Raw genomic sequence first — 24,209 nt, 5'->3', positions numbered from 1 at the left:
TCGCTGGGCGCCCGGTTAGGCTGATCGCGTGAAAGCGCAGCATTCCTACACGGTGACCGTAGAGTGGCTTGGAAATAGGGGCACGGGCACGAGCGGCTACCGCGACTACGGGCGCCAGCATCTCGTGCATGCCGAGGGCAAGCATCCGATCGAGGGCAGCGCCGACCGCACCTTCCACGGCGACATCGACCGCTGGAATCCGGAGGAGATGCTGCTCGCTGCGCTCAGCCAGTGCCACATGCTCTCGTATCTCCACGTCGCCGTGCTGCACGGCGTCGTGGTCACGGGATACACCGACGAGGCGACAGGCACGCTGGCACTCGACCGCACGGGCGGTGGCCGCTTCACCTCGGCGACGTTGCACCCGAGGGTCGAGCTCGCCGATCCCGACCAGGCCGAGCTCGCCCAGACTCTTCACGCCGAGGCGAGCGAGAAGTGCTTCATCGCCAACTCCGTGAACTTTCCCGTGCTGCACGAGCCGCGGGCCGGATGACGACGAGCCATGTACGGGTCGTGCTGGAATCGGCACCGGCGGTCGACGCGCTCGAACGAGCCGTCGCATCCATCGCCGGGGTTCGACCCGAGCAGGTGGTCATCGACTCGTCGTGCGACGACTGCGGCAGGCCGCACGGCAAGCCGCGGGTGTCGTCGCCCAGAGCCCCGGACGGCTCCGAGATCGTGGTGAGCAAGAGCTCGGCCGGCGGTCTGGTCGCGGTCGCCGTGTCGATGGATGCCGCGGGTCGAGATCTCGGGGTCGATGTGGAATCGCGGACGAGCGTCTCGAGGGCCCGGGTCGACGAGGTGGCATTCTCCGACGCGGAGCGCGACCTGATCGACGACGAGCCGGCCGCGACGCGCGCTCTGCTCCGCACGCGGCTGTGGTCTCGCAAGGAGGCCTATCTCAAGGCGACCGGCCGAGGTCTGCGATTCGATCTCACGACCGTCGATCTCGCATCCGGTTCTCGTGTCGACGCCGTCATCGTGGATGTTGCCGTGAACGACCCCGACCTCGTGCTCAGCGTCGTGCTGCTCGGCACGGACCCCGTGCTCGTCGACCTGATCGAGTAATCGGAGACGGCGCCGAGACCTGTACGGTCGAGGTCAGTGAGGCAGAACCGGCAGTCGTTCGGAGAAGAGCCACGTCTCGAACAGCTCGCCGAGGTCGATCGGGCTGCGGTCGTTCGCGTGAAGGTAGAAGCCCTCGGTCGTGACGTTGCCGTAGCGGTTCTCCGTCGCCCACGAGCTCAGCAGCTCGAAGAACGCGTCGTCGCCGACGGTGAGGCGCAGGGCGTGCAGGGTGAGGGCGCCCCTCTTGTACACGCGGTCGTCGAACATCAGCTCGGGGCCGGGATCGCCGATGGTCAGGTCCTGCGGCAGGTGCGACAGCCGGGCCCAGTGCTGGTGGGCGAGCCTGTCGGCAGACAGGCCTCCGGACTCCTCCGACCACAGCCACTCGGCGTAGCAGGCGAAGCCCTCGTGCAGCCAGATGTCCTTCCAGGTCGTCGCGGTGAGGCTGTTGCCGAACCAGGAGTGGGCGAGCTCGTGCGCGATGAGCCTCTCCGAGCCGCCGAGGCCGTCGATGTGGTTCTTGCCGAACACGGCGAACCCGTGGGCCTCGACGGGGATCTCGAGGTCGTCGTCGGTCACGACGACCGAGTACTCGCCGAACGGGTAGGGACCGAACGAACGCTCGAAGAGCGCGAGCATGCGTTCCTGGTCGGCGAAGTCGCTCTGCGCCCGTGAGACGATCGCGGGCGGCGCGAACACGGATTGCGGCACGGGAACGCGCGCGAGGACGATCTCGCGATACGCGCCGATCTGGATGCTGGCAAGGTAGGTGGCCATGGGTTCGACGGTCTCGAACGTCCACGTCGTGCGGCTGGCCCGGCGCACCTTCGAGAGGAGCCGGCCGTTGGCCAGAACCGAGTACGACGACTCGGTCGTGATGCGGATGCGGAAGGCGGCCTTGTCGCTCGGGTGGTCGTTGCACGGGAACCAGCTCGCGGCGCCGCTCGGCTGCGAGGCGACCAGCACGCCGTCGCTGAGCTCCTCCCAGCCGAGTTCGCCCCACGGGCTGCGCACCGGATGAGGGGAGCCGCCGTAGCGAACGGTGACGACGAACTGCTCGCCGGGCGGGATCGTGCGAGCCGACGTGATGGTCAGCTTCCTCGCCGACTCGACGAGCTTCGACGGTGCGACGCCGTCGACGGTCACGCGGGTGGCGACGAGTCCGCAGAAGTCGAGGCTGAAGCGGCTCAGGTCACGAGTGGCCGTGGCCGTGATGACGGCGGTGGCGGCGAGACGGTTGTTCGCGACGCGGTAGTCGAGGTCGAGATCGTACGACGAGACCGTGTATCCGCCGTTGCCGCTCGAGGGAACGTAGCTGTCGCCTATCGAGAGCGACCCGTGACTGGGGTGAAAAGGTGTGTGCGGCATCGGTCGCTCAAGTATTCCACGGGGCGATGGGGTTGCCCCTCCACCGGCTGGCCGCCGGAACGACCTCGCCCCGCATCACGAGGGAAGCGGGACCGACGGTCGCGCCGTCGTCGATGCGCGCCGCGGGCAGGATCACGCTGTGCGGGCCGAGGGTCGCGCCCGCTGCGAGCGCCACCCTGTCGAGCGACATGACCCTGTCGTGGAAGAGGTGGGTCTGCACCACGCAGCCGCGGTTCACTGTCGAGCCGTCGCCGAGCGAGACGAGGTCGGCCTCGGGAAGCCAGTACGTCTCGATCCAGGTGCCCGCGCCGATGCGTGCGCCGAGGGACTTCAGCCACAGGGCGAGTGCAGGAGTGCCCGTCGCCGCCCGCGCGAACCACGGCGCGGCCACCATCTCGACGAAGGTGTCGGAGACCTCGTTGCGCCAGATGAACGACGACCAGAGCGGATGCTCGGTGGCGCGGATCCGGCCCACGATCGTCCACTTCGCGACGGTCGTGACCGCGGCCGCGACTGCTCCCGCCGCCAACAGCACGGGACCGGACACGGCGATCGTCCACCCCAGTCCCCAGGCGACGAGCGCGGCCTCGAGAGCGAGCAGCACGCCGAGCCCGATGGCCACCGTGACCATGACCGGCACGAGTCTGCCCAGCTCCCACAGGGCCCGCGCGATTCTCAGAACACGCGACGGTTCGTAGGTGCGGCTCTCGTCGAATTCGGCCACGGCGCGGCGCAGGCGCACCGGGGGATTGCCCAGCCACGACGATCCGGACTTCGCCTTTCGCGGCGTCGCCGACAGCACGGCCACGAGTCCGTTCTTCGGCACCGTGCGCCCCGGTCCGGTCATGCCGCTGTTGCCGAGGAACGCCCGCCGGCCGATCTTGGCCTCATCTATGCGCATCCAGCCGCCGCCCAGTTCGTAGGACGCCACCATCGTGTCGTCGGCGAGGAAGGCGTGGTCGGCGATCGTCGTCATGGCGGGCAGCAGCAGCACCGTCGACGCCTCGACGTTCGACCCGACCTTGGCCCCGAGCAGGCGGAGCCAGACGGGGGTGATGAGACTCGCGTAGAGCGGGAAGAGCATGGTGCGTGAGAGATCGAGCAGGCGCTCGGTGGCCCACACCTGCCAGCCGACGCGCGAACGCACCGGATAGTGCCCCGGGGCGAGGCCGATGCCGAGGAGCCGCACGCTGCCCACGATGAGCGCCGCGAACACGACGCCCGCGGCCAACGTGGCGAGCGGAACCGACGAGAGGGCACGCAGAGCGAGTTCGCCGAGCGAATCCGAGCCCCGCACCATCGCACCCGTGACGAGCGCACCGACCGCGAGCGCCGCGAGGGGGAGAAGGGACAGCACGACCGAGCCCGCGCCGTAGGCCGCGACCCAGCCGGATGCGCGCGGCGGCCGTTCGGCCGGCCAGCCCGGGCGGGCCTTGCCCATCCGCTCGGCCGGTGAGCCCGCCCAGCGTTCGCCGCCGGGCACTCGGCCGGACACCGATGATCCCGCGGCGATCTCGGCGCCTCGACCGACTCGGGCGCCCGGAAGCATCGTGCTCCGCGAGCCGATCGTCGCGTCGGCTCCGATCGTGATCGTGCCGATGTGCAGCAGGTCGCCGTCGATCCAGTACCCCGAGAGGTCGACCTCGGGTTCGATGGCGACTCGGGCTCCCAGCTTGAGCATTCCCGTGACCGGCGGCAGCGAGTGCAGATCGACGCCCTCTCCGATCGTGGCTCCCAGGGCGCGCGCGTAGTACGAGATCCACGGTGCACCGGCGAGGCTGGCCGCACCCACGAGCCCGGCGACCTGCTCGGCGAGCCACAGGCGCACATGCACGTGCCCTCCACGCGGATACGAGCCCGGCCGCACGCCGCGCAGCAGGATGCGGGCGGCGACGACCGAGACGGCCATGCGGCCGACGGGCGTGACGAGCACGAGGAACCCGATGATCAGCCACCACCAGGAGATCTCGGGCAGCCAGTCGATGCCGGCGAATGCGGCGAGGAGGAGGTTCGCCGCGAGCAGGTAGACGCTCCAACGCGCACCCACGATGATGTGGAGCGGGATGCCGAGGAGGGTCTGGGCCCACTGGGTGGAACGCGGCGTGGGAACGACAGTGCGGGGCTCGGCCGCCTCGCGTGGAGTGCGCGAGTCGAGTTCGGTGGCCAGTGCCCCGATGCGGGGGTGGTCGTAGATGTCGGACACCCGCGCCTCGGGGAAGCGTGCCCGGATCATGCTCGTGAGCTGGGCCGCGGCCAGGCTGCCGCCGCCGACCGCGAAGAAGTCGTCGGAGGAGTCGGACACGGCCGTTCCGAGGACGCTCGTCCAGAGCTCTGCCAACCATCCGGCGGTTCCCGTGAGCTCGGCAGTCGACCCGGGCTGACCGGCGCCGCCGCTCGCGGGCAGGGGCCACGGGAGTGCGGAGCGGTCGACCTTGCCGGAGATGCGGGTCGGAATGGACTCGACGACGGCCAGCGCCGGCACGAGTGCGGCCGGCAGCTCCTCTCGGAGCCTGGCCACGGCCGCCGCGCGGTCGAAGTCGGACTCGGCGATGCTCTGGTCGAGCGCGAGATAGCCGACGAGCACCTGGTTGCCCGCGCCCGAGGTCTGCACGACGGCCGCGGCGCCCGCGACACCCGGCAGTGCCTGCAGGGCCGCCTCGATCTCGCCCAGCTCGATCCTTCGGCCGCCCAGTTTGATCTGGTCGTCCGCTCTGCCCTGGAAGACCAGTCCCGCCCGCTCGAATCGCACCAGGTCGCCGCTGCGGTAGGCGCGCGGCCAGCCGAGGCTGGGCATCGGCGCGTACTTCTCCGCGTCTTTGGCCGGGTCGAGGTAGCGGGCGAGTCCCACGCCTCCGATGATCAGTTCGCCGACCTCGCCCTCGCCCACCGGTTCGCCGGCCGCATCGACGACGGCCAGGTCCCAACCGTCGAGGGGAAGGCCGATCCGCACGGGCGTCGATCCGTCGAGGAGCGCGCCGCAGGCGACGACCGTCGCCTCTGTCGGCCCGTAGGTGTTCCACAGTTCGCGGGCCGGAGTGGCGAGCCGTGCCGCGAGCTCGGGCGGGCACGCCTCGCCGCCGAAGATGAGCAGGCGTACGTTCTCGAGCGACTCGGCGGGCCAGAGCCCGGCCAGGGTGGGAACCGTCGAGACGACGGTGATGCCGTGCGCGATGAGCCATGGGCCGAGGTCGGCGCCCGAGCGCACCAACGAGCGGGGCGCGGGAACCAGGCAGGCCCCATGCCTCCAGGCGAGCCACATCTCCTCGCACGACGCGTCGAAGGCGACGGAGAGGCCGGCGAGCACACGGTCGCCCTCGTCGAGCGGTTCCGAGCGGAGGAAGAGGCGGGCCTCGGCGTCGACGAAGGCGGCGGCCGAGCGGTGGGTGACGGCGACCCCCTTCGGCACTCCGGTGGAGCCGGAGGTGAAGATGATCCAGGCGTCGTCGTCGGGAGTGGGGGAGCCGAGCGTGGTGATGGTTCCGGTTCCGGTGCGAACGGGCTCGAGGCCGACGCTCGGTCGGGTATCGAGTCGGCGCGTGCCGTCGGCCGAGGTCCTGGGCACGATCGTGCCATCCGCTCCGATGAAGCCCACGACGTCGGCCTCGCCGAAGACGAGTTCGGCCCGCTCCTCCGGATCGTCGGCGTCGACGGGCACGTAGGCGGCGCCGAGCACGAGCACGGCCAGGATCGAGATGTACAGCGTGCGCCCCCCCGAGGGGATGCGGATTCCGACCCTGTCGCCCTGACGGACTCCGGCGATCGACAGCGCGACGGCGGCCTGCGAGACGAGCCGCATCAACTCGCGGTAGCTGATCGATCCGTTCGCATCGGCCAGCGCCGCCGATTCCGGATGCCTGTCGGCCGATTCCCGAAGGATGTCGACGAGGGTGCGCTCCGGCGGCGTTCGCTCGCTGCCCAGAAGGAGTCCGCGGTCGGCGGGGGAGTCGGTCACGTCAGTCTCCTGGTGTATCGGTCGCCGCGCGCCCACGCGGCGCTCGAACCATAGAGGCCGGAGGTGGACGAGAGGTTAACGACCCGAACGGGTACGGATTCGTCGTCTGTGGAGTTAGCTAGGAATGTGTCCACACCTCCCACCCCCGTCATGCAGCGCCTGGTACTGATCGTCGCCGTGCTCTCCGCCTTCGTCGCGTTCCTCGACGGTACCGTCATCACGGTCGCGCTCCCCGCCATCACACGAGAACTCGGCGGCGGCATCGTGACGCAGCAGTGGGTGATGGACGCGTACCTCATCACCCTCGGCTCCATCATCCTGCTGGCCGGTTCGCTGTCCGACGTCTTCGGGCGCAAGCGGGTGCTGTTCTGGGGTGTCGTCGGGTTCGGCGTGTCGTCGTTGATCTGCGCGGTGGCTCCCACCGCTGGGGTCCTCATCGGGGCGCGGGCCCTCCAGGGAGTCGCGGGGGCGCTCCTCGTCCCCAGTTCGCTCGCCCTGATCCTCTCCGCGTTCTCGGGCCCGGCCCAGGCGAAGGCGATCGGGTCGTGGACCGCGTGGACGAGCACGGCTTTTCTCGCCGGGCCACTCATCGGAGGCCTCCTTGTCGACCTCGTCTCGTGGCGGCTCGTCTTCGCCATCAACGTGATCCCGATCGCCGTGACCCTCTTCTTCCTCGCCCGGCTTCCCCACGACCGTCCGGCGGCGCCGGGATCCCGCGTCGATGTGATCGGCGCGGTGCTCGGAATCGTCGGCCTGGGTCTGCCCGTCTTCGCGCTCATCGAACAGTCCAGGTTCGGCTGGACGAGTCCCGTCATCATCGTTCCCGCATGTGTCGGTGTCGTCTCGTTCGTTCTCTTCATCGTGCACGAGCGGCGCACGGCGCAGCCGATGATGCCGCTGTCGCTGTTCCGGGTGCGCAACTTCTCGGTGGGCAACGTCTCGACGTTCCTCGTGTACGGCGCGCTCTCGCTGGGAACCTTCCTCCTCGCCGTGTTCCTGCAGCAGGTGGCCGGGTACACAGCCACCCTGGCAGGCCTGAGCATGCTCCCCACCACGATCATCAGCATCGCCCTCTCGACACAGGTCGGCCGGCTCGCCGGAAAGTACGGATCGCGATTCTTCATGCTCGTCGGACCGATCGTCGCGGGCGCCGGGTTCTTCCTGCTCCTGCGCCTCTCGAGCACGGCCGACTACTGGAGCGAGGTCTTTCCCGGGATCATCGTGTTCGGACTGGGCATGACCATCACGGTCGCGCCGCTCACCTCCGCCATCCTCGGCTCCATCGAGCAGTCTCGTGCGGGCATCGCCTCGGCCGTGAACAATGCGGTCTCCCGGGTCGCGGGCCTCATCTCGGTCGCGGCCGCCGGGCTCATCGTGGGAGCGAATCTCGACGTCGACGGATTCCACCGCGCCGCGATCGTCACCGGCGTGCTCCTCGTGCTCGGTGGCATCGTCTCGGGCATCGGCATCGTGAATCCCCGCCGCTCGGATGCGCCGGAGAAGACATCCGGGGTGCTCGACGAGATCCCTCCCAGCCGCTGAACAGGAACGCCCATGCTCGATGGTCCAGACTGGGCCACAGTCATCCGTCGCGCGCCGTGCCGCGCGATCTCGTCATCCCCGTCACCCTGTGAGGCCCGCTCGTGCGCAAATTTCCCGTCATCCTCGCCGTCTCGGCCCTCGCCCTGACCCTTGCTGGATGCTCCGGTTCGCCGTCGCCCAGCTCCACGCCGGGAGCGGGCGCGACGAGCGCGCCGCAGGCCGAGGCGGGTTCGTGCACCGACACTCCGAGCGGCGTCGCCTCCGATTCGATCTCCGTCACGGGCGACGCGGGAGCGAAGGCAGAAGCGACGTTCGATTCGCCCGTCGACCTCGACACCACCCAGCGCAGCGTGCTCTCCGAGGGCGACGGCTCCAAGGCCAACGTCGGCGATCTGGGCATCCTCAACTTCACCCTCTTCAACGGAACGTCGGGCGACGAGGTCTTCTCCACCTACGACGAGGGTTCAGCGGCGCTCAGCATGGTCGTCGACGCGACCCAGTTCCTTCCCGGGCTGGTGAAGGGCGTCGAGTGCCTCAACGGGGGCTCGCGCATCGCCGTGGCCGTTCCGGCCTCGGAGGGCTTCGGCGAGGCGGGCAACTCCTCGCTGGGCATCGCCGCCACCGACCCGCTCGTGTTCGTCGTCGACTTCGGCCAGGTCGTCTCGGTCACCGACCCCGACCAGCTCAAGGCGAACGGCGCAGCGCAGCCGGTCGTCGACGGTGTGCCGACCGTTGTCGATGCCGAGGACGGCACCCCGACGGTGACCATTCCCGACGCCGCGCCGCCGGCCGACCTCACCGTCACCGTGCTGAAGAAGGGCGACGGCAAGGTCGTCGAGTCGGGCCAGCCGTCGATCGTTCAGTACCAGGGCAGCATCTGGGGCAGCAAGGCGGTGTTCGACCAGAGCTGGGGAAAGACGCCGTTCGCGGTTCAGCCCGGCAGCACAGTGCAGGGCTTCGAAGCGGCGATCACCGGCCAGACCGTGGGATCGCAGGTCATCGTCTCCATCCCGCCGGCGCAGGGCTACGGAGACCAGGGACAGGCGCAGGCGGGCATCTCCGGCACCGACACCCTGGTGTTCGTCATCGACATCCTCGCCGCGTAGCACCGCGCGCCCTCGGGGCCGTTCGCACCCAGGTGCGAGGATAGCGATGTGAAACGCGTAGTCATCCTTGGTTCAACCGGCTCGATCGGCGTTCAGGCGCTCGACGTCGTTCGCTCGAATCCCGAGAGATTCGAGGTGGTCGGGCTCGGGGCCGGACGCAATCGAGAGCTCCTCGACGAGCAGGCCGCCGAGTTCGGAGTCGCCGACACCGCCCTGGGCGCCGACGAGGCCTCGCACCTCGTGCGAGACGTCGATGCCGATGTCGTCCTCAACGGAATCACGGGCTCTGTCGGGCTCGGGCCCAGCGTCGCGGCACTGAAAGCCGGACGCGTTCTCGCCCTGGCCAACAAGGAGAGCCTCATCGTGGGCGGCGACCTGCTGAAGGATCTCGCCCGCCCGGGCCAGATCGTACCCGTCGACTCCGAGCACTCCGCTATCGCCCAGGCGTTGCGCGCAGGCTCTCCGGAAGAGGTCGAGCGGCTGGTGCTCACCGCCTCGGGCGGGCCGTTCCGCGGCCGGAGCCGGGCGTCGCTCGTCGACGTGACCCCCCGCGAGGCCCTCGCGCATCCGACCTGGGACATGGGCCTGGTCATCACGACCAACTCGGCCACGCTGGTGAACAAGGGCCTCGAGGTCATCGAGGCGCACCTGCTGTTCGACGTCGCCTACGGGCGGATAGACGTCACCGTCCACCCCCAGTCGATCATCCACTCGATGGTCGAGTTCATCGACGGTTCCACCATCGCCCAGGCATCGCCGCCCGACATGAAGCTGCCCATCTCTCTCGGTCTCGACTGGCCCAACCGGGTGCGCGGCGTCGGCCGCCCCCTCGACTGGACGTCGGTGCAGACCTGGACATTCGAGCCGCTCGACTCCGAGGCGTTCCCCGCCGTCGAGCTCGCGAAAGAGGTGGGCAGGGCCGGGGGCAGCTACCCGGCCGTCTTCAACGCGGCGAACGAGCAGGCCGTCGCGGCGTTCCACGCCGGCCGCATCGGATTCCTCGACATCGTCGACACCATCCGCAGCGTCGTCGAGCGGCACGACGCGCCGGCCGAGATCTCCCTCGACTCGCTGGCGGCGACGGAGGAGTGGGCGCGGCGCACCGCCGATGAGCTCATCGCGAGCTGACTGACGGCTGGAACACGGCCGGCGTCCAGCGAAACGCCAGCAGTGGAACGATACGGCGCTGTAACGTGTGCACGTGGAAACGGTCCTGCAGTTCATCATCGGCGTGCTCGTCATCGTCCTGGGCCTCGCCGTCTCCATCGGCCTTCACGAGGTCGGACACCTCGTTCCGGCGAAGCTCTTCGGGGTCAAGGTCACGCAGTACATGATCGGCTTCGGGCCCACCCTGTGGTCCCGGCGCCGCGGCGAGACCGAGTACGGGCTGAAGGCCATCCCCATGGGCGGCTACATCTCGATGATCGGCATGTTTCCGCCCGCGAAGACGGGCGGCGCCGTGCGCACTGCCAGCACCGGATTCTTCAACACCCTCGTGCAGGACGCCCGGGAGGTGAGCGCAGAGACGATCGGCGACGACGACGACCGGTCGTTCTATCGACTCCCGGTATGGAAGCGCATCATCATCATGGCCGGCGGCCCCGCCATGAACTTCGTCATCGCCATCGTGGTCTTCGCGATCGTGCTCTGCGGTTTCGGCCTGTCGACCACCACCATCGGGTCGATCAGCCAGTGCGTGCTTCCCGCCACCAGTGAGCGGCAGACGTGCGAGGCATCCGACACCCCGGGCCCGGGCGTCACGGCCGGCTTCCAGGAGGGTGACATCATCACCGCCATCGACGGCGTTCCGGTGGCCGACTGGAACGAGTCGACCGCCATCATCCAGAAGTCGCCGAACAAGTCCCTCTCCGTCGAGGTGCAGCGCGATGGAGGGCAGACGACCCTGACCGTCGTTCCCCTGCTCGCCGAGCGCTACGTGCAGAACGCCGACGGCGAGCAGAAGCTCGACGCGGACGGCCAGCCCGTCACGCAGGAGGTCGGCTTCGTGGGCATCGGTCCGAAGCAGGAGCTCGTGCCGCAGAGCCCCGCCGCCGTGCTGCCCTTCGTGGGCGAGAACATCGCCAATGTCGTGAACCTCATCCTCCACCTGCCGCAGAGACTCGTCGACGTGGCCAACGCCGCATTCGGGCCGGGGGAGCGCGATCCGAACGGCCCCATCAGCGTGGTCGGCGTCGGGCGTGCGGCGGGAGAGATCGCGAGCATCGAGCAGGTGCCCCTGGGTTCCAAGGTGGCGAGCCTCCTCGGCTTGGTGGGCTCCCTCAACGTCGCGCTCGGAGTGATCAACCTGGTCCCGCTGATGCCGCTCGACGGCGGACACATCGCCGGCGCCCTGTGGGAGGGCATCCGACGCGGCTTCGCCAAACTGTTCAAGCGCAGGGATCCCGGCCCCGTCGACACGGCTCGGCTGATGCCGCTCACCTTCGGTGTGGTCATCGTGCTGGGTGCGATGAGCGCACTTCTCATCTACGCAGACATCGTCAAACCGATCAATCTCTTCGGCTGAGGACCGTCGTACTCCCGAGGGAGCTGTACTCCCGCGGGAGTAGGTGCGGTCGCCCCGCCGGGCGGACGACGGCGGGGGAGCCGCTCGCTAGCATCGAGACCATGAGACCGCAGCGACCGCCGCACGATCCGAATCCTCGGGGTCGTGACGACTGGGGCGCGCCGGCCTGGCCGCCCGGCCCCCATGGGCGGTTCGGCGACGGCCGACGCCATCCGCACGGCCCGCATTCCGGATGGCGAGGCGCGTACGGCATCGGCCCACGGGGCCCGTTTGTTCCGCCGCAGGCCCGGCTCTGGCTTCCGGTCATCGTCTCTCTCGTCGTGCAGCTCGCCGTCGTCACCGCTCAGTTGTCGGCGGCGTCGCCCCCTGTTCCGCCTGCGGGTGTCGCCCTCGCGCTCCTTCTCTCGGTGCTCGGCCCTGCGGCCCTGATCGGTGCACGCCGCTTCGCCGGCCCGGCGGTGGTCGCCGTGACCGTGGTGGCGGTTGCGGATGCGCTCGTCGATCCCTCGGTCTTCTCCGCCTACGTGGCCGTCCTGTTCGCTGCGGCCCTCGCGGTCGTGCGCGGCGCCGGCGTGTGGGCCGTCGCATCCGTGACCGTGGGATGGGCCGCGAGCTTCGTGGGGGCCGGGCTTCTCGGAATCGCCTGGGAGCCGGTGCCGCTGGTGCTGCTGACGGCGGGGCTTGTCGTCTCGCTCGGATTCGGCTCGTCGATCCGCTCCAGACGGGAGCGCTTCGCGCAGCTGCGGACCCTGCAGAGTCGGCGCCGCGTCGACGCGGCACAGCAGGAGCGGGTGAGGATCGCACGCGAGCTGCACGATGTGCTTGCGCACTCGCTGTCGTCGATCAATGTGCAGGCGGGCGTCGGGCTGCATCTCCTCGAGTCCCAGCCCGACAAGGCCGGTGAGGCCCTGGCCGCGATCAAGGCGACGAGCAAGCAGGCCCTCGACGAGGTCAGGAGCGTGCTCGGGATCCTGCGCGGCGACGCCGACGAATCCGAGGCGCCGCTCGTGCCGGAGGCCGACCTCGCGAGCCTGCCCCGGCTCGTCGAGAACATCCGGTCGGATTCCCTCTCCATCGAGCTCGACTCCGATCTCCGCTCGGCTCCGTCTGCGGCGGCGCAGCTCGCGCTGTACCGCATCGCCCAGGAGTGCCTCACGAACATCGTGAGGCACTCCGGCGCGACGTCTGCCCGCGTCGAACTCCGGGAGGTCGGCGACGACCTGATCCTCCGGGTGAGCGACAATGGCAGGGGAGTCGCCGACGATCTCGGCGACGTGGCGGGAAAGGGACTCTTGGGCATGCGGGAGAGGGCGGAGCTGCTCGGAGGACGCCTCGAGGCGGTCACCCTCGAGCCGCACGGCTTCGCCGTCACCGCCACCATTCCCCGGTCGACGGACCGCTCCTCTCCGATGGCCGGCACCCGATGATCAGAGTCGTGATCGCCGACGACCAGCAGCTCATCAGGGCCGGCTTCGCGGCGCTCCTCGCGAGCGAGGCCGACATCGACGTCGTCGGCGAGGCCTCGACCGGCGCCGAGGCCGTGGAGCTCGTGACGCGACTGCGCCCCGACGTCGTGCTCATGGACATCCGGATGCCCGACGGCGACGGCATCTGGGCGACCCGGCAGATCGTGGCCGACCCCGAGAGTGCGGCGACCCGCATCGTGATCGTCACCACGTTCGAGCTCGACGACTACGTGGTCGACGCGATCCGCGCGGGCGCCTCGGGCTTTCTCGTGAAGGACACCGAGCCGGTCGAGCTCATCAGGGCGGTGCGGGTCGTGGCGGCGGGCGACGCGCTGCTCTCGCCCGGCGTGACGAAGCGGCTGCTGGGGCGGGTCGCCGGCGGCCTGTCGGCGGTCGTCGACACCGAGGCCCTCGCCGTGCTCACCGATCGGGAGCGCGAGGTACTGGCCCTGGTCGGGCACGGTCTCACGAACGAGGAGATCGCGGCGAAGCTGTTCCTCAGCCCTCTCACAGCGAAGACCCACGTGTCGAGGATCATGCAGAAACTCGGCGCCAGGGACCGAGTTCAGCTCGTCGTGACGGCCTACGAGACACACCTCGTCCGCACCGGCTGGAGCGGCGGATAGGGCGAGGCAGGCTCGGGCCGTTCGGGTGACGCCTACACTGGATGACGTGGCTGCTATCAATCTGGGAATGCCGAAAGTGCCTGAGACCCTCGCACCTCGGCGCAAGTCCCGTCAGATCAAAGTCGGCAAAGTTCTCGTAGGCGGTGACGCTCCCATCAGCGTCCAGTCGATGACCACCACCCCGACTCCGAACATCAACGCGACTCTTCAGCAGATCGCCGAGCTCACCGCGTCGGGATGCGACATCGTGCGCGTGGCCGTGCCGAGCCGCGACGATGCGGAGGCTCTGCCGATCATCGCGAAGAAGAGCCAGATCCCGGTCATCGCCGACATCCACTTCCAGCCCAACTACGTGTACGCCGCCATCGATGCGGGCTGCGCTGCTGTTCGGGTGAACCCCGGGAACATCCGCAAATTCGACGACCAGGTCGGCAAGATCGCCGCGGCGGCCAAGGCCGCGGGCGTCTCCATCCGCATCGGCGTCAACGCCGGGTCGCTCGAGCCCTCGCTCCTGCAGAAGTACGGCAAGGCCACGCCGGAGGCCCTCGTCGAGAGCGCCGTCTGGGAGGCCAGTCTCTTCGAGGAGCACGACTTCCACGACTTCAAGATCTCGGTCAAGCACAACGACCCGATCATCATGGTCAAGGCCTACCGCCTGCTCGCCGAGCGCGGCGACTGGCCGCTGCACCTCGGAGTCACCGAGGCGGGCCCCGAGTTCCAGGGCACCATCAAGAGCGCCACGGCGTTCGGCATCCTTCTCTCCGAGGGCATCGGAGACACCATCCGCGTGTCCCTGTCGGCACCGCCCGCGCAGGAGATCAAGGTCGGCCTGCAGATCCTGCAGTCGCTGAACCTGCGCGAGCGCAAGCTCGAGATCGTGTCGTGCCCCAGCTGCGGACGCGCTCAGGTCGACGTCTACAAGCTCGCCAACGACGTCACCGACGGTCTCGAGGGCATGACCGTGCCCCTGCGCGTCGCCGTGATGGGATGCGTCGTCAACGGACCGGGCGAGGCCCGCGACGCCGACCTGGGCGTCGCATCCGGCAACGGCAAGGGTCAGATCTTCGTCAAGGGCGAGGTCGTCAAGACCGTGCCCGAGTCCGAGATCGTGTCCACGCTGATCGCGGAGGCGAACCGGCTCGCGGCCGAGATGCCGCCGGCCGACACGTCGACAGGCAGCCCCGTCGTGACCGTCGGAGCCCGATGAGGCACGAGCCTCTCACTCCGGCCGAGATGGAGCGGGCGGGCACCGTGGTGCACGCCATCGAATCGTCGTATTCGGCCACCGTCGTCGGTCAGGTGACCCTGCGCCGCGCCCTGCTCGTCGCCCTCGTCGCCGGCGGCCACGTGCTGCTCGAGAGCGTTCCCGGGCTCGCGAAGACCACCGCGGCGACGACGCTGGCCCGGGCGATCCACGCCCAGTTCACGCGCATCCAGTGCACCCCCGACCTGCTGCCCAGCGACATCACGGGCACGCAGGTGTACGACGCGCGCACCAGCACCTTCGAGACCCAGCTGGGCCCGGTGCACTCCAACTTCGTGCTCCTCGACGAGGTCAACCGTTCGAGCGCGAAGACGCAGAGCGCCATGCTCGAGGCGATGCAGGAGCGCCAGACCACCATCGGCGGCACCGTGCATCCCCTGCCGGAGCCGTTCCTGGTGATGGCGACGCAGAACCCCATCGAGCAGGAGGGCACCTACCAGCTGCCCGAGGCCCAGATGGACCGGTTCCTGCTCAAGGAGATCATCGACTATCCGACGATGGAGGAGGAGCTCGAGGTGCTGCGCCGCCTCGACGCCGGAGTCTTCGACGCCTCGAGCCAGCACGAGGGGTCCGTGTCGCTCGACGACGTGCTCTTCCTGCAGGACGCAGCGTCCCGTGTCTACGTCGACGACGCGATCCGCAACTACATCGTGTCGATCGTCTACGTCACTCGCAATCCGCTCAACTACATCGGCGAGGAGCTGGCGGGCTACGTCGAGTACGGGGCGAGCCCGCGAGGCACGATCGCGTTCATGCAGGCCGCCCGTGCGCTGGCCCTGCTGTCGGGCCGTGCCCACGTGGTGCCCGACGACGTCAAGGCCATCCGGCATGCCGTGCTGCGGCACCGCGTCATTCTGAACTTCGAGGCCGACGCGGAGGGTGTGCGTCCCGAGGCCGTCATCGACGCGGTCTTCGCGTCCGTCCATACGCCCTGACCCGATGGACGGTCTGCTCGTGCGAATCAAGTCGCGGATGTTCATCCACGCGCACCGCAAGGCGTTGCATCTGCTCGACGGTGAATACGGCTCGCTCGTCACGGGGCGCAGCATGGACTTCGAAGACCTGCGCAGCTACGTGGCGGGCGACGAGGTGCGCGATATCGACTGGAAGGCCACAGCCAGGCACGGCTCTACCCTGGTCAGGCGCTACACGGCTCTCCGCCGTCAGACCGTGCACTTCGTGCTCGACACCGGGCGCAATATGGCGGCCAGAGCGGCGGACGGCGAGGCGAAGAGCGAGGTGGCCCTCACCATCGTGGGCGTGCTCGGCTACCTCGCCGTGAGGCACGGCGACGAGGTCTCGCTGCTGTCCGGAGACTCCGAGCGCACGATCCGGCTTCCCGCGCGATCGAGCGAGAACCACCTCGAGCGTGTGCTACGGGCGATCGACGCGGCGCACGGCCTCGACGCCCCGCCGAGCGACATCGATCGTGCGCTCGGGCTCGTCGCGCGCACGGTGCGTCGGCGGGCGATCGTCGTGGTGATCACCGACGACACTGTGCTCGGTCCGGAGCAGACCAGGCTCGTGCGGCGGCTGCGCGCCCAGCACGAACTGGTCTGGGTCACCGTCGGCGACATCGACCCTCTGAGATACGCGGGCGCCGCAGCCGTCGACGACGGCTGGAGGATCCCCGAGGCCCTTCGAGCGGATCGGCGGCTCACCGCCGAGCTCACCCGCTCGATAGACGACGAGATCCGTGCACGGCAGGCGATGTTCGACGATCTCGGCGTCTCGCACCGCCGCATCGGCCGGGTCGACGACGTCGTCCCGTCTCTTCTGCATCTGCTGAAGGCGCGGTCCCGTGCCTGATACCGAGCTCATTCCCCCCATCGGCTACGGCGGCGGCCTGCTCGTCGTCGGCATCGTCCTGCTGGTGCTTGTCGTCGTCACGATCCTGCTCATCGCACTGCTGCGCCGTCGTCGGCCCGCGACGTCGCCTGCTCCGATGCGGCCGGGCGGTCTCGCCGGAATCAAGGCGGATCACCACGCGAGAATCAGCGCCATCGAGGCGGAGTTCGCGGCGGGCACCCTGTCGGCTCGGCGTGCCCACCATCGGCTCAGTGCCGTGGTGCGTGACTTCGGACGGGCCGTCAGCGGCATCGACGCCCCGGTGATGACGCTCACCGAACTGCAGTCCGTGTCGCTGCCGACCGTCACCACGGCGGTCGCCGAGTACTACCCGGCGGCATTCGAGCCGGAGGACCGCACCGACATCTCCTCCTCCGTCGTGCGGGCGAGGCAGGTGATCGAATCGTGGGCCTAGCCAATGCCTGGATCCTCATCGGGCTCGTCCCCGTTGTCGTGGCGGTCGTCGTCGCGTCGCGACTGGCGCGTCGTCGACAACCATCGGATGCCGCCGTTCCGGTCGCGCACACGGGTCGCCTCACCCGGCTCCCGGGCTTCATCGCCGCCGTGTCGAGGATGCGTGCCCTCACGATCACGGCGATCGTGCTGGTCTCCCTCCTTGGCGCGACGGCGGCGGTGCTCGCGGCCCGACCCATCGTGACCTCGACCGAGAAGCCGGCCACGTTCACCCGAGACGTGGTGCTCTGCCTCGACGTGTCGGGCTCGATGACCGATGTCGACATCGATGTGCTCGCTCGGTTCACCGAGCTCTCCGAGGGTTTCGAGGGGGAGCGTTTGGCGCTCGTCATCTTCAACTCCTCTGCCGCCCAGGTGTTTCCGCTGACCGACGACTACGACTACATCGCCGAGCAGCTCGAGGCGGTGCGATCGAGCCTCGACGGCACCGGCACGTTCAGCGACGCGTTCGGCGGAACGCTCACCGGAGAGGGGGCGTCGCTCATCGGTGACGGCCTCGCCTCGTGCGTGCTCACTTTCGACAGAACCGACGAGGAGCGCTCCCGTTCCGTGGTTCTGGCCACCGACAACGACATCAACGGCATCCCCATCATGACCCTCGACGAGGCCGGTGCATTCGCGAAGTCCCGCGACGTGCGGGTGTACGGCATCGATCCGAGCGTCTCGAACCCGGGCGACTCGGAGGATTCCGCAGAGTTCCAGCGGGTCGTCGACTCGACAGACGGCGACTACTTCGTGCTCGACTCGGCCGACACGGTGCCCGCCATCGTCGACAGCATCGAGGCGACGGAGGCGGCCCTGGTCGACGACGAACCTCAACTGCTCGTGACGGATCAGCCGGTCATCTTCACGATTCTCGCCATCGTGCTTCTCGGGGCACTGCTCGTCGTCGTCTGGAGGGCCAGGCTGTGACCCTCTCTCCCGTCTTCCCGCTACCGATCGTCATCGCCGTGTTCGTGGTTCTCCTGGGGTTCGTGGTGTGGCAGCTCGTGTCGCGAGCCAACCGCAGCCGCCGACTCTCGTGGTCGCTTCGGGCCGCGATGGTCGTCCTCCTGCTGTTGGTCGCCCTGCGCCCCGGAGTCTCGGGCGGCGGCGGTGTCGAGGCGACGACCGATGTCGACGTCTTCTTCGTCGTCGACACGACGACGAGCATCGTGGCCGAGGACTACGACGGCTCCGACCCGCGACTCGACGGGGTGAGGTCCGACATCGTCGACCTCGTCGAGGCCTACCCGGGAGCGAAGTTCGCACTCCTCTCTTTCGACAGCTCGGCGATCGTGCGTGTTCCGCTCACCTCCGACGCGACCGCGATCGCGAACGCATCCGAGGTCCTCGCCCCCGAGATCACCATCTACTCGACGGGAAGCAGCATCTCGCAGGCCAACGACCTGCTCGCCTCGACCCTCGAGAGGGCCGAACAGGCAGAGCCCGACCGCTCCCGCATCGTGTACTACTTCGGCGACGGCGAGCAGACTTCGACGGCCCCGGTGGAGAGCTTCGAGGACTCGGCGCAGTTCGTGAGCGGCGGATACGTGTTCGGTTACGGCACCGACGCCGGCGGCGCCATGCGAGAGCAGACGGGGTACTACGACGACGACAAGAGCGACGACGGGTACGTGACCGACGATTCGGGTTCGCCGGCACGGTCGGTGATCGACGAGCAGAACCTGCGCGCCATCGCCGACCAGCTGGGCGTCGAGTACGCGCATCGGACTGCTCCCGGGGGTGCGCCGCTCGCCGACGCCGGCGCGTCGTCGATCCGCTCCGATTCCGATCCATCCGGGGGCGGCGTCATCGAGCTGTACTGGATTCCCGCCGCGGCACTCGTGCTGCTGGTGGCAGCCGAGGCCGTCATGGTGCTGCGCCGGCTTCGCGAGATCCGTGCGGCTGCGGATCGACAGGGGAGCGGGGCATGATGCGCAGACGCACCAAGGCCGGCCTGATCGCCCTGCCCGCAACGGTGATCGCCACGGTGGTGGCGGTGAAGCTGATCGGCGTTGTGCTCGTGTCGGGGCAGGTTGCCGCAGCATACGAGCGGGAGGACTACGTCTCCGCGACATCGTCGGCCCGGTGGTTGACCGTGCTCAACGTCATCGAGCCGTGGAAGGCCCACTTCGCCGTCGGCGACGGGCTCGCCGGCCAGGGCCTCGATGCGGATGCGCAGGCCGAGTTCGAGCGGGCGCTCGGCATGGCCGCTCCCGCAGACCAGTGCCCCGTGCGCGTGAACCTCTCGCTCGTGCTCGAGCGGCAGGGCGACGCGGTGATCGCGGCCGATCCGACCGAGCGCGACGAGGCATCCGCGTTCTACGACCAGGCGCTCGAGGTCATCGACGAGGCGGACGAGTCGTGCACCCGGCCGCCGGAGAACGGGGAGGACGGCACCGACGACGAGCTGTCGGACTCGGAGCAGCGGCTCACCGACAAGAAGGAGGCGCTCGAGGAGCCCTCCGAGGACGAATCCGACACCGGCGACGACCAGCCGTCCGACGACGGAACCCCGAGCGACGCCACCGTGGAGCAGCTCGAGGAGAAGCTCCGCGACGCCGGACAGGACCGCAGCGACCAGCAGACCGCGGAGCGCACCCCGAGCAGTCCGGACTACGTCGACAAGCCCTGGTGATCGACGTGCCGGGCGGTCTCACGCCGCGAACACAGGGAATTCCGAAGTTCACTCGCTAGTTTCGGGAATCTTGCCGACCTCCCTCCGGGGCCCGACACAGGAATCCGATTCTCATCAGCTCGTTACGCTCCTCCTCATCCATCACTCCGCGACACGGCCGCCTCGGCAACCGCTCCAGTTTCTGGACCGTCATTCGGCTCGTCGCGATCGTCGCCGTCGTCGGTGTCGTGAGCACGGTCTCCATCGCGGCCATCGCCGTGAACAGCCTCGCCTCGGAGGTGCAGGCGAACACGGTCGATCTCGGCAATGAAGACGACGTGCAGCAGCTCGTCGACGTGGGAGCGATCGAGGGTGGAGTCAACGTTCTGATCGTGGGCAGCGACACCCGCATCGATCAGCTGGCCACCCCGGGCGACGACACCGACGGCGCCCGCAACGACGTCACGATGCTGATGCACATCAGCCAGGATCACCAGAACGTCAGCGTCATCAGCTTTCCGCGCGACACGATGATCGATATGCCCGAGTGCACCGACCAGGGCGACGGCGAGGTCAAGCCCGCCCAGGACTACCAGCAGCTGAACACCGCCCTCGGCAAGGGAGGACTTCCCTGTGTGGTGTCGGCCGTCGAGCAGATCACCGGCCTCACGATCCCCTACGCGGGCGTGATCGCCTTCGACGGTGTCGCCGCCATGACGAGCGTCGTCGGGGGAGTCGACGTGTGCGTCTCGCAGGCCATCAACGATCCCTACAGCCAGCTGTCGCTCAGCGCGGGCGTGCACACGCTGTCGGGAACCGAGGCCCTGGCCTTCCTGCGCACCCGCGAAGGCGTCGGCGACGGCAGTGACCTCGCCCGCATCAGCTCGCAGCAGGTGTACCTGTCGGCGCTCGTGCGCAAGCTGCTCTCGAGCGACACGCTCACCAACCCGGTCACGCTCTACGGCATCGCGCGTTCTGCACTGACGAACATGCAGTTCTCGACGCAGCTCGCCTCCGTCGACTCCATGGTCTCGATCGCGAAGGCGCTGCAGGGCGTGCAGCTCGACAAGGTCGCGTTCCTGCGATATCCGGTCGCCGGAGATCCCGACGATCCCAACCGGGTCGTGGTGAACGAGGCCGACTCCGAGATCCTGAACCTCGCCCTGGCGAACGACACGCCGCTCGATCTCAGCCAGGTCGCGACGGCCGACTCGGCGACATCGGCCGACGGCACCGACGATGTCCCGGCCACCGATCCGGCGACGGATCCTGCGGCCGACCCGGCAGCCGATCCTGCTGCCACGGCGACACCGGATGCCGGGGGAGCCACCGTTCTGCCCGACTCCTTCACGGGTCAGACGGCGGCCGAGGTCACCTGCTCGGTGGGCAACTAGCCCCGCTGGCGGGTCTACGCCGCGTCGGTCAATAGACTGGTGGGCGTGTCAGTTCGCCTCAGCAACTATTTCCTCCGTACCCTCCGCGAAGATCCCTCCGATGCGGAGGTCGCCAGCCATCGCCTTCTCGTGCGCGGCGGCTACATCCGCAGGCAGGCGCCGGGCATCTTCGCCTGGCTGCCCATCGGCCTGCGGGTCAAGGCCCGCATCGAGAACATCATCCGCGAGGAGATGACCGCCGCCGGCGCGCACGAGGTGCATTTTCCCGCGCTGCTTCCCAAGGAGCCCTACGAGGTCACGGGTCGCTACACCGAGTACGGCGACGGCATGTTCCGGCTCAACGACCGGCACGAGGCCGGCTACGTTCTGGCCCCGACGCACGAAGAGGTCTTCACCCTCCTCGTCAAAGACCTGGTGAACAGCTATAAGGATCTGCCGCTGTCGATCTACCAGATCCAGGACAAGTACCGCGACGAGGCTCGTCCGCGCGCAGGTCTGCTGCGCGGGCGCGAGTTCACCATGAAGGACGCCTACTCGTTCGACGTCACCGACGAGGGGCTCGAGGCCTCCTACCAGGCCCAGCGCGCGGCATACGAGCGTATCTTCACGAGGCTCGGCCTCGAGTACGTGATCGTGAAGGCCGACGCCGGGGCGATGGGCGGCTCGAAGAGCGAGGAGTTCCTGCACCCCACGCCCATCGGCGAGGACACCTTCGTGCGCAGCGCCGGCGGCTACGCGGCGAACGTCGAGGCGTTCACCACCACGCCTCCCGCACCCCGTTCCTACGACGGCCTCACTCCTCCCGATGTGCACGACACCCCCGACACCCCCACGATCCAGACCCTCGTCGACGTCGCGAACGCCAACCACCCCCGCCCCGACGGGCGTTCCTGGACCGCCGCGGACACGCTGAAGAACGTCGTCCTCGCCCTGCGCAACCTCGACGGCAGCCGCGAACTCGTCGTCGTCGGTCTTCCCGGTGACCGCGAGGTCGACCTCAAGCGCGCCGAGGTGGCCTTCGCACCCGCCGAGGTCGAAGCGGCCATCGAGAAGGACTTCGTCGCGAACCCCGGCCTCGTCAAGGGCTACATCGGACCGTGGTCCGTCGACGGGCCCGTGCTGGGCACGACCGGCAGCACCGGCATCCGGTACCTGCTCGACCCCCGGGTCTCCGACGGCAGCGGCTGGATCACGGGCTCGAACCAGCATGGGCGTCACGTCTTCGGTCTCGTGGCCGGACGCGACTTCTCGTCGGATGGCACGATCGAGGTCGCCCAGGTGCTGGCCGGCGATGAGGCGCCCGACGGCTCCGGACCCGTCGAGCTCGCACGCGGCATGGAGATCGGCCACGTGTTCCAGCTCGGACGCAAGTACGCCGAGGCGCTCGGCCTGAAGGTTCAAGACTTCAACGGCAAGCTCGCGACCGTGACGATGGGCTCCTACGGCATCGGCGTCACGCGCATCCTGGCCATCATCGCCGAGCTCAACAACGACTCCAAGGGTCTCATCTGGCCCAAGGCCGTCGCCCCCTTCGACGTGCACGTCGTCGCCACCGGGCGCGACACGGCCGTCTACGAGACCGCCGAGACGATCGTCGAGGCGATCGAGGCATCCGGTCTCGACGTTCTCTACGACGACCGTCCCAAGGTCTCGCCCGGGGTCAAGTTCGGCGACGCCGAACTGCTCGGCGTACCGACGATCGTGATCGTCGGCCGGGGCGCCGTCGACGGCGTCGTCGAGCTGTGGGACCGCGCATCGGGCGAGCGCACCGAGGTGGCGGTCACGGAGCTGGTCTCCCGACTCCGCTGATTCCTCCGGGCGGTACCGCGGAGTCGATCCGTCGGGTAAATTGGTCTGTTGGACCCGACGCCATCCGCGTCGGGGGACCACGAACTTAATACAGAAGAAGGAGGCCGGGTTATGGACATCGACCTCAGCGTGCTCAGGCTCTTGGAGCGCGAGCGGGAGATCCCGTTCGACGAACTGGTGGAGATCATCGAACAGGCGATCCTGACCGCCTACATCAAGCACACGACACCGGTTCTGCCGGTCGACGCGCCGAAGGACACCCCGGCGCCCGTGGCCAAGACCGCGCGGGTGCACCTCGATCGCAAGAGCGGACACGTCAGCATCTACGTGCCCGAGGTCGACGTCGAGGGCGCGGTCATCGGCGAGAGCGAAGACAGCCCGAGCGACTTCGGCCGCATCGGTGCGTTCGCCGCCAAGCAGGTCATCAACCAGCGTCTTCGCGACATCGCCGACGACGCCGTTCTCGGCGAGTTCAAGGGCCGCGAGGGCGACATTGTGGCCGGCATCATCCAGCAGGGCCCCAACCCGCGCATGATCCACGTCGACCTCGGCACCATCGAGGCCATCCTGCCTCCCGAGGAGCAGGTGCCGGGCGAGGACTACTCGCACGGCTCGCGCATCCGGGTCTACGTCACGAGCGTGTCGAAGGGCACCAAGGGCCCGTCGATCACCGTGTCGCGCACGCACCCCTCGCTGGTGCGCAAGCTCTTCGCGCTCGAGGTTCCCGAGATCGCGTCGGGCGCCGTCGAGATCGTCTCTCTCGCCAGAGAGGCCGGCCACCGCACCAAGATCGCCGTGCGTGCGACCGAGCCCGGCATCAACGCCAAGGGCGCGTGCATCGGCGAACTGGGCCAGCGGGTGCGAGCCGTCACGAGCGAACTGGGCAACGAGAAGATCGACATCGTCGACTTCTCGACCGACCTGCCGACGTTCGTCGCGAACGCCCTGTCTCCCGCCAAGGTGTCGAGTGCGTTCGTCATCGACGAGTCGTTGAAGGCGGTGCGGGCCCTGGTTCCCGACTACCAGCTCTCGCTCGCCATCGGCAAGGAGGGCCAGAATGCCCGACTCGCCGCGAAGCTCACGGGAGCCAAGATCGACATCCAGCCCGATTCGGTGATGGACGAGGCCTGAGGCCGCGTCATCACAGGGATCGATTCGGGGGAGGTGTA

20 protein-coding genes are annotated in these 24,209 nt (G+C 68.8%); 18 read left to right on the top strand and 2 right to left on the bottom strand.

The features are described 5' to 3' along the window. Positions 1–28 precede the first annotated feature (28 nt). Both ASF51_RS11175 and ASF51_RS11170 read left to right on the top strand, forming a co-directional pair. Positions 29–493, top strand: a complete 465-nt coding sequence (locus ASF51_RS11175) for an OsmC family protein (RefSeq protein WP_055929359.1) — start codon at positions 29–31, stop codon at positions 491–493. Then, positions 490–1,068 (top strand): 4'-phosphopantetheinyl transferase superfamily protein, encoded by a 579-nt coding sequence (locus ASF51_RS11170; RefSeq protein WP_055929356.1) that lies wholly within the window; start codon positions 490–492, stop codon positions 1,066–1,068. The genes ASF51_RS11175 and ASF51_RS11170 overlap by 4 nt, the downstream gene beginning before the upstream one ends. 33 nt (positions 1,069–1,101) lie before the next feature. Here ASF51_RS11170 and ASF51_RS11165 read toward each other — a convergent pair whose 3' ends face one another. Continuing rightward, positions 1,102–2,436, bottom strand: a complete 1,335-nt coding sequence (locus ASF51_RS11165; RefSeq protein ID WP_055929353.1) for a M1 family metallopeptidase — start codon at positions 2,434–2,436, stop codon at positions 1,102–1,104. A 7-nt stretch (positions 2,437–2,443) separates the two neighbouring features. Further along, on the bottom strand, positions 2,444–6,388 hold the full coding sequence (locus ASF51_RS11160) for a Pls/PosA family non-ribosomal peptide synthetase (protein WP_055929350.1): 3,945 nt from the start codon (positions 6,386–6,388) through the stop codon (positions 2,444–2,446). Between the two features lie 126 nt (positions 6,389–6,514). Here ASF51_RS11160 and ASF51_RS11155 point away from each other — a divergent pair, with 126 nt between their 5' ends. From ASF51_RS11155 to nusA, 16 genes are all read left to right on the top strand, one after another. After that, positions 6,515–7,930, top strand: a complete 1,416-nt coding sequence (locus ASF51_RS11155; RefSeq protein WP_369797309.1) for a DHA2 family efflux MFS transporter permease subunit — start codon at positions 6,515–6,517, stop codon at positions 7,928–7,930. A 101-nt stretch (positions 7,931–8,031) separates the two neighbouring features. Then, a complete protein-coding gene (locus tag ASF51_RS11150) occupies positions 8,032–9,036 on the top strand; it encodes an FKBP-type peptidyl-prolyl cis-trans isomerase (protein ID WP_055929345.1) in 1,005 nt (334 codons plus the stop codon). Between the two features lie 48 nt (positions 9,037–9,084). Next, a complete protein-coding gene (gene dxr / locus ASF51_RS11145; protein WP_055929342.1) occupies positions 9,085–10,164 on the top strand; it encodes a 1-deoxy-D-xylulose-5-phosphate reductoisomerase in 1,080 nt (359 codons plus the stop codon). Between the two features lie 73 nt (positions 10,165–10,237). Further along, on the top strand, positions 10,238–11,560 hold the full coding sequence (locus ASF51_RS11140) for an RIP metalloprotease (protein ID WP_055929339.1): 1,323 nt from the start codon (positions 10,238–10,240) through the stop codon (positions 11,558–11,560). Between the two features lie 101 nt (positions 11,561–11,661). Next, positions 11,662–12,987, top strand: a complete 1,326-nt coding sequence (locus tag ASF51_RS11135) for a sensor histidine kinase (RefSeq protein WP_055929336.1) — start codon at positions 11,662–11,664, stop codon at positions 12,985–12,987. After that, positions 12,984–13,652: a response regulator transcription factor gene (locus ASF51_RS11130; protein WP_055929334.1), complete on the top strand. Its 669-nt coding sequence runs from the start codon at positions 12,984–12,986 to the stop codon at positions 13,650–13,652. Before ASF51_RS11135 ends, ASF51_RS11130 begins: the two co-directional genes overlap by 4 nt. Before the next feature lie 46 nt (positions 13,653–13,698). Next, positions 13,699–14,859, top strand: coding sequence for a flavodoxin-dependent (E)-4-hydroxy-3-methylbut-2-enyl-diphosphate synthase (ispG, locus tag ASF51_RS11125; RefSeq protein WP_200920394.1), 1,161 nt, complete (start codon positions 13,699–13,701; stop codon positions 14,857–14,859). Next, positions 14,856–15,851 carry a MoxR family ATPase gene (locus ASF51_RS11120; RefSeq protein WP_055929328.1) on the top strand — a complete coding sequence of 332 codons (996 nt, stop codon included), beginning with the start codon at positions 14,856–14,858 and terminating at the stop codon, positions 15,849–15,851. The genes ispG and ASF51_RS11120 overlap by 4 nt, the downstream gene beginning before the upstream one ends. A 4-nt stretch (positions 15,852–15,855) precedes the next feature. After that, entirely contained in the window at positions 15,856–16,725 is an 870-nt protein-coding gene (locus ASF51_RS11115; protein ID WP_055929325.1) for a DUF58 domain-containing protein, read from the top strand. Beyond that, on the top strand, positions 16,718–17,179 hold the full coding sequence (locus tag ASF51_RS11110; RefSeq protein ID WP_055929322.1) for a hypothetical protein: 462 nt from the start codon (positions 16,718–16,720) through the stop codon (positions 17,177–17,179). Before ASF51_RS11115 ends, ASF51_RS11110 begins: the two co-directional genes overlap by 8 nt. After that, positions 17,170–18,150 (top strand): VWA domain-containing protein, encoded by a 981-nt coding sequence (locus ASF51_RS11105; protein WP_055929320.1) that lies wholly within the window; start codon positions 17,170–17,172, stop codon positions 18,148–18,150. Before ASF51_RS11110 ends, ASF51_RS11105 begins: the two co-directional genes overlap by 10 nt. Further along, positions 18,147–19,154: a VWA domain-containing protein gene (locus tag ASF51_RS11100; protein ID WP_055929316.1), complete on the top strand. Its 1,008-nt coding sequence runs from the start codon at positions 18,147–18,149 to the stop codon at positions 19,152–19,154. Before ASF51_RS11105 ends, ASF51_RS11100 begins: the two co-directional genes overlap by 4 nt. Beyond that, the gene (locus ASF51_RS11095) at positions 19,151–19,858 is read left to right on the top strand and encodes a hypothetical protein (RefSeq protein WP_055929313.1); all 708 of its coding nucleotides are present in this window, start codon (positions 19,151–19,153) and stop codon (positions 19,856–19,858) included. Before ASF51_RS11100 ends, ASF51_RS11095 begins: the two co-directional genes overlap by 4 nt. Positions 19,859–20,085: 227 nt before the next feature. Continuing rightward, positions 20,086–21,231 carry an LCP family protein gene (locus tag ASF51_RS11090; protein ID WP_055929310.1) on the top strand — a complete coding sequence of 382 codons (1,146 nt, stop codon included), beginning with the start codon at positions 20,086–20,088 and terminating at the stop codon, positions 21,229–21,231. Positions 21,232–21,276: 45 nt separating this feature from the next. Then, positions 21,277–23,040 (top strand): proline--tRNA ligase, encoded by a 1,764-nt coding sequence (locus tag ASF51_RS11085; protein WP_055930754.1) that lies wholly within the window; start codon positions 21,277–21,279, stop codon positions 23,038–23,040. 111 nt (positions 23,041–23,151) lie between these two features. After that, the gene (nusA, locus tag ASF51_RS11080; protein ID WP_055929308.1) at positions 23,152–24,171 is read left to right on the top strand and encodes a transcription termination factor NusA; all 1,020 of its coding nucleotides are present in this window, start codon (positions 23,152–23,154) and stop codon (positions 24,169–24,171) included. The last annotated feature ends 38 nt before the right edge of the window (positions 24,172–24,209 follow it).

It is taken from the genome of Agreia sp. Leaf283 (assembly GCF_001422485.1).
GTDB lineage: Bacteria > Actinomycetota > Actinomycetes > Actinomycetales > Microbacteriaceae > Agreia.
This window is presented reverse-complemented; position numbering and strand designations above follow the sequence as displayed.

Bases quoted from the DNA above. Each gene is read 5' to 3' on its own strand.
- ASF51_RS11115 (WP_055929325.1), top strand. From the start codon at position 15,856: ATGGACGGTCTGCTCGTGCGAATCAAGTCGCGGATGTTCATCCACGCG.
- ASF51_RS11130 (WP_055929334.1), top strand. From the start codon at position 12,984: ATGATCAGAGTCGTGATCGCCGACGACCAGCAGCTCATCAGGGCCGGC.
- ASF51_RS11170 (WP_055929356.1), top strand. From the start codon at position 490: ATGACGACGAGCCATGTACGGGTCGTGCTGGAATCGGCACCGGCGGTC.
- ASF51_RS11165 (WP_055929353.1), bottom strand. From the start codon at position 2,436: ATGCCGCACACACCTTTTCACCCCAGTCACGGGTCGCTCTCGATAGGC.
- ASF51_RS11120 (WP_055929328.1), top strand. From the start codon at position 14,856: ATGAGGCACGAGCCTCTCACTCCGGCCGAGATGGAGCGGGCGGGCACC.
- ASF51_RS11135 (WP_055929336.1), top strand. From the start codon at position 11,662: ATGAGACCGCAGCGACCGCCGCACGATCCGAATCCTCGGGGTCGTGAC.
- nusA (WP_055929308.1), top strand. From the start codon at position 23,152: ATGGACATCGACCTCAGCGTGCTCAGGCTCTTGGAGCGCGAGCGGGAG.
- ASF51_RS11095 (WP_055929313.1), top strand. From the start codon at position 19,151: ATGATGCGCAGACGCACCAAGGCCGGCCTGATCGCCCTGCCCGCAACG.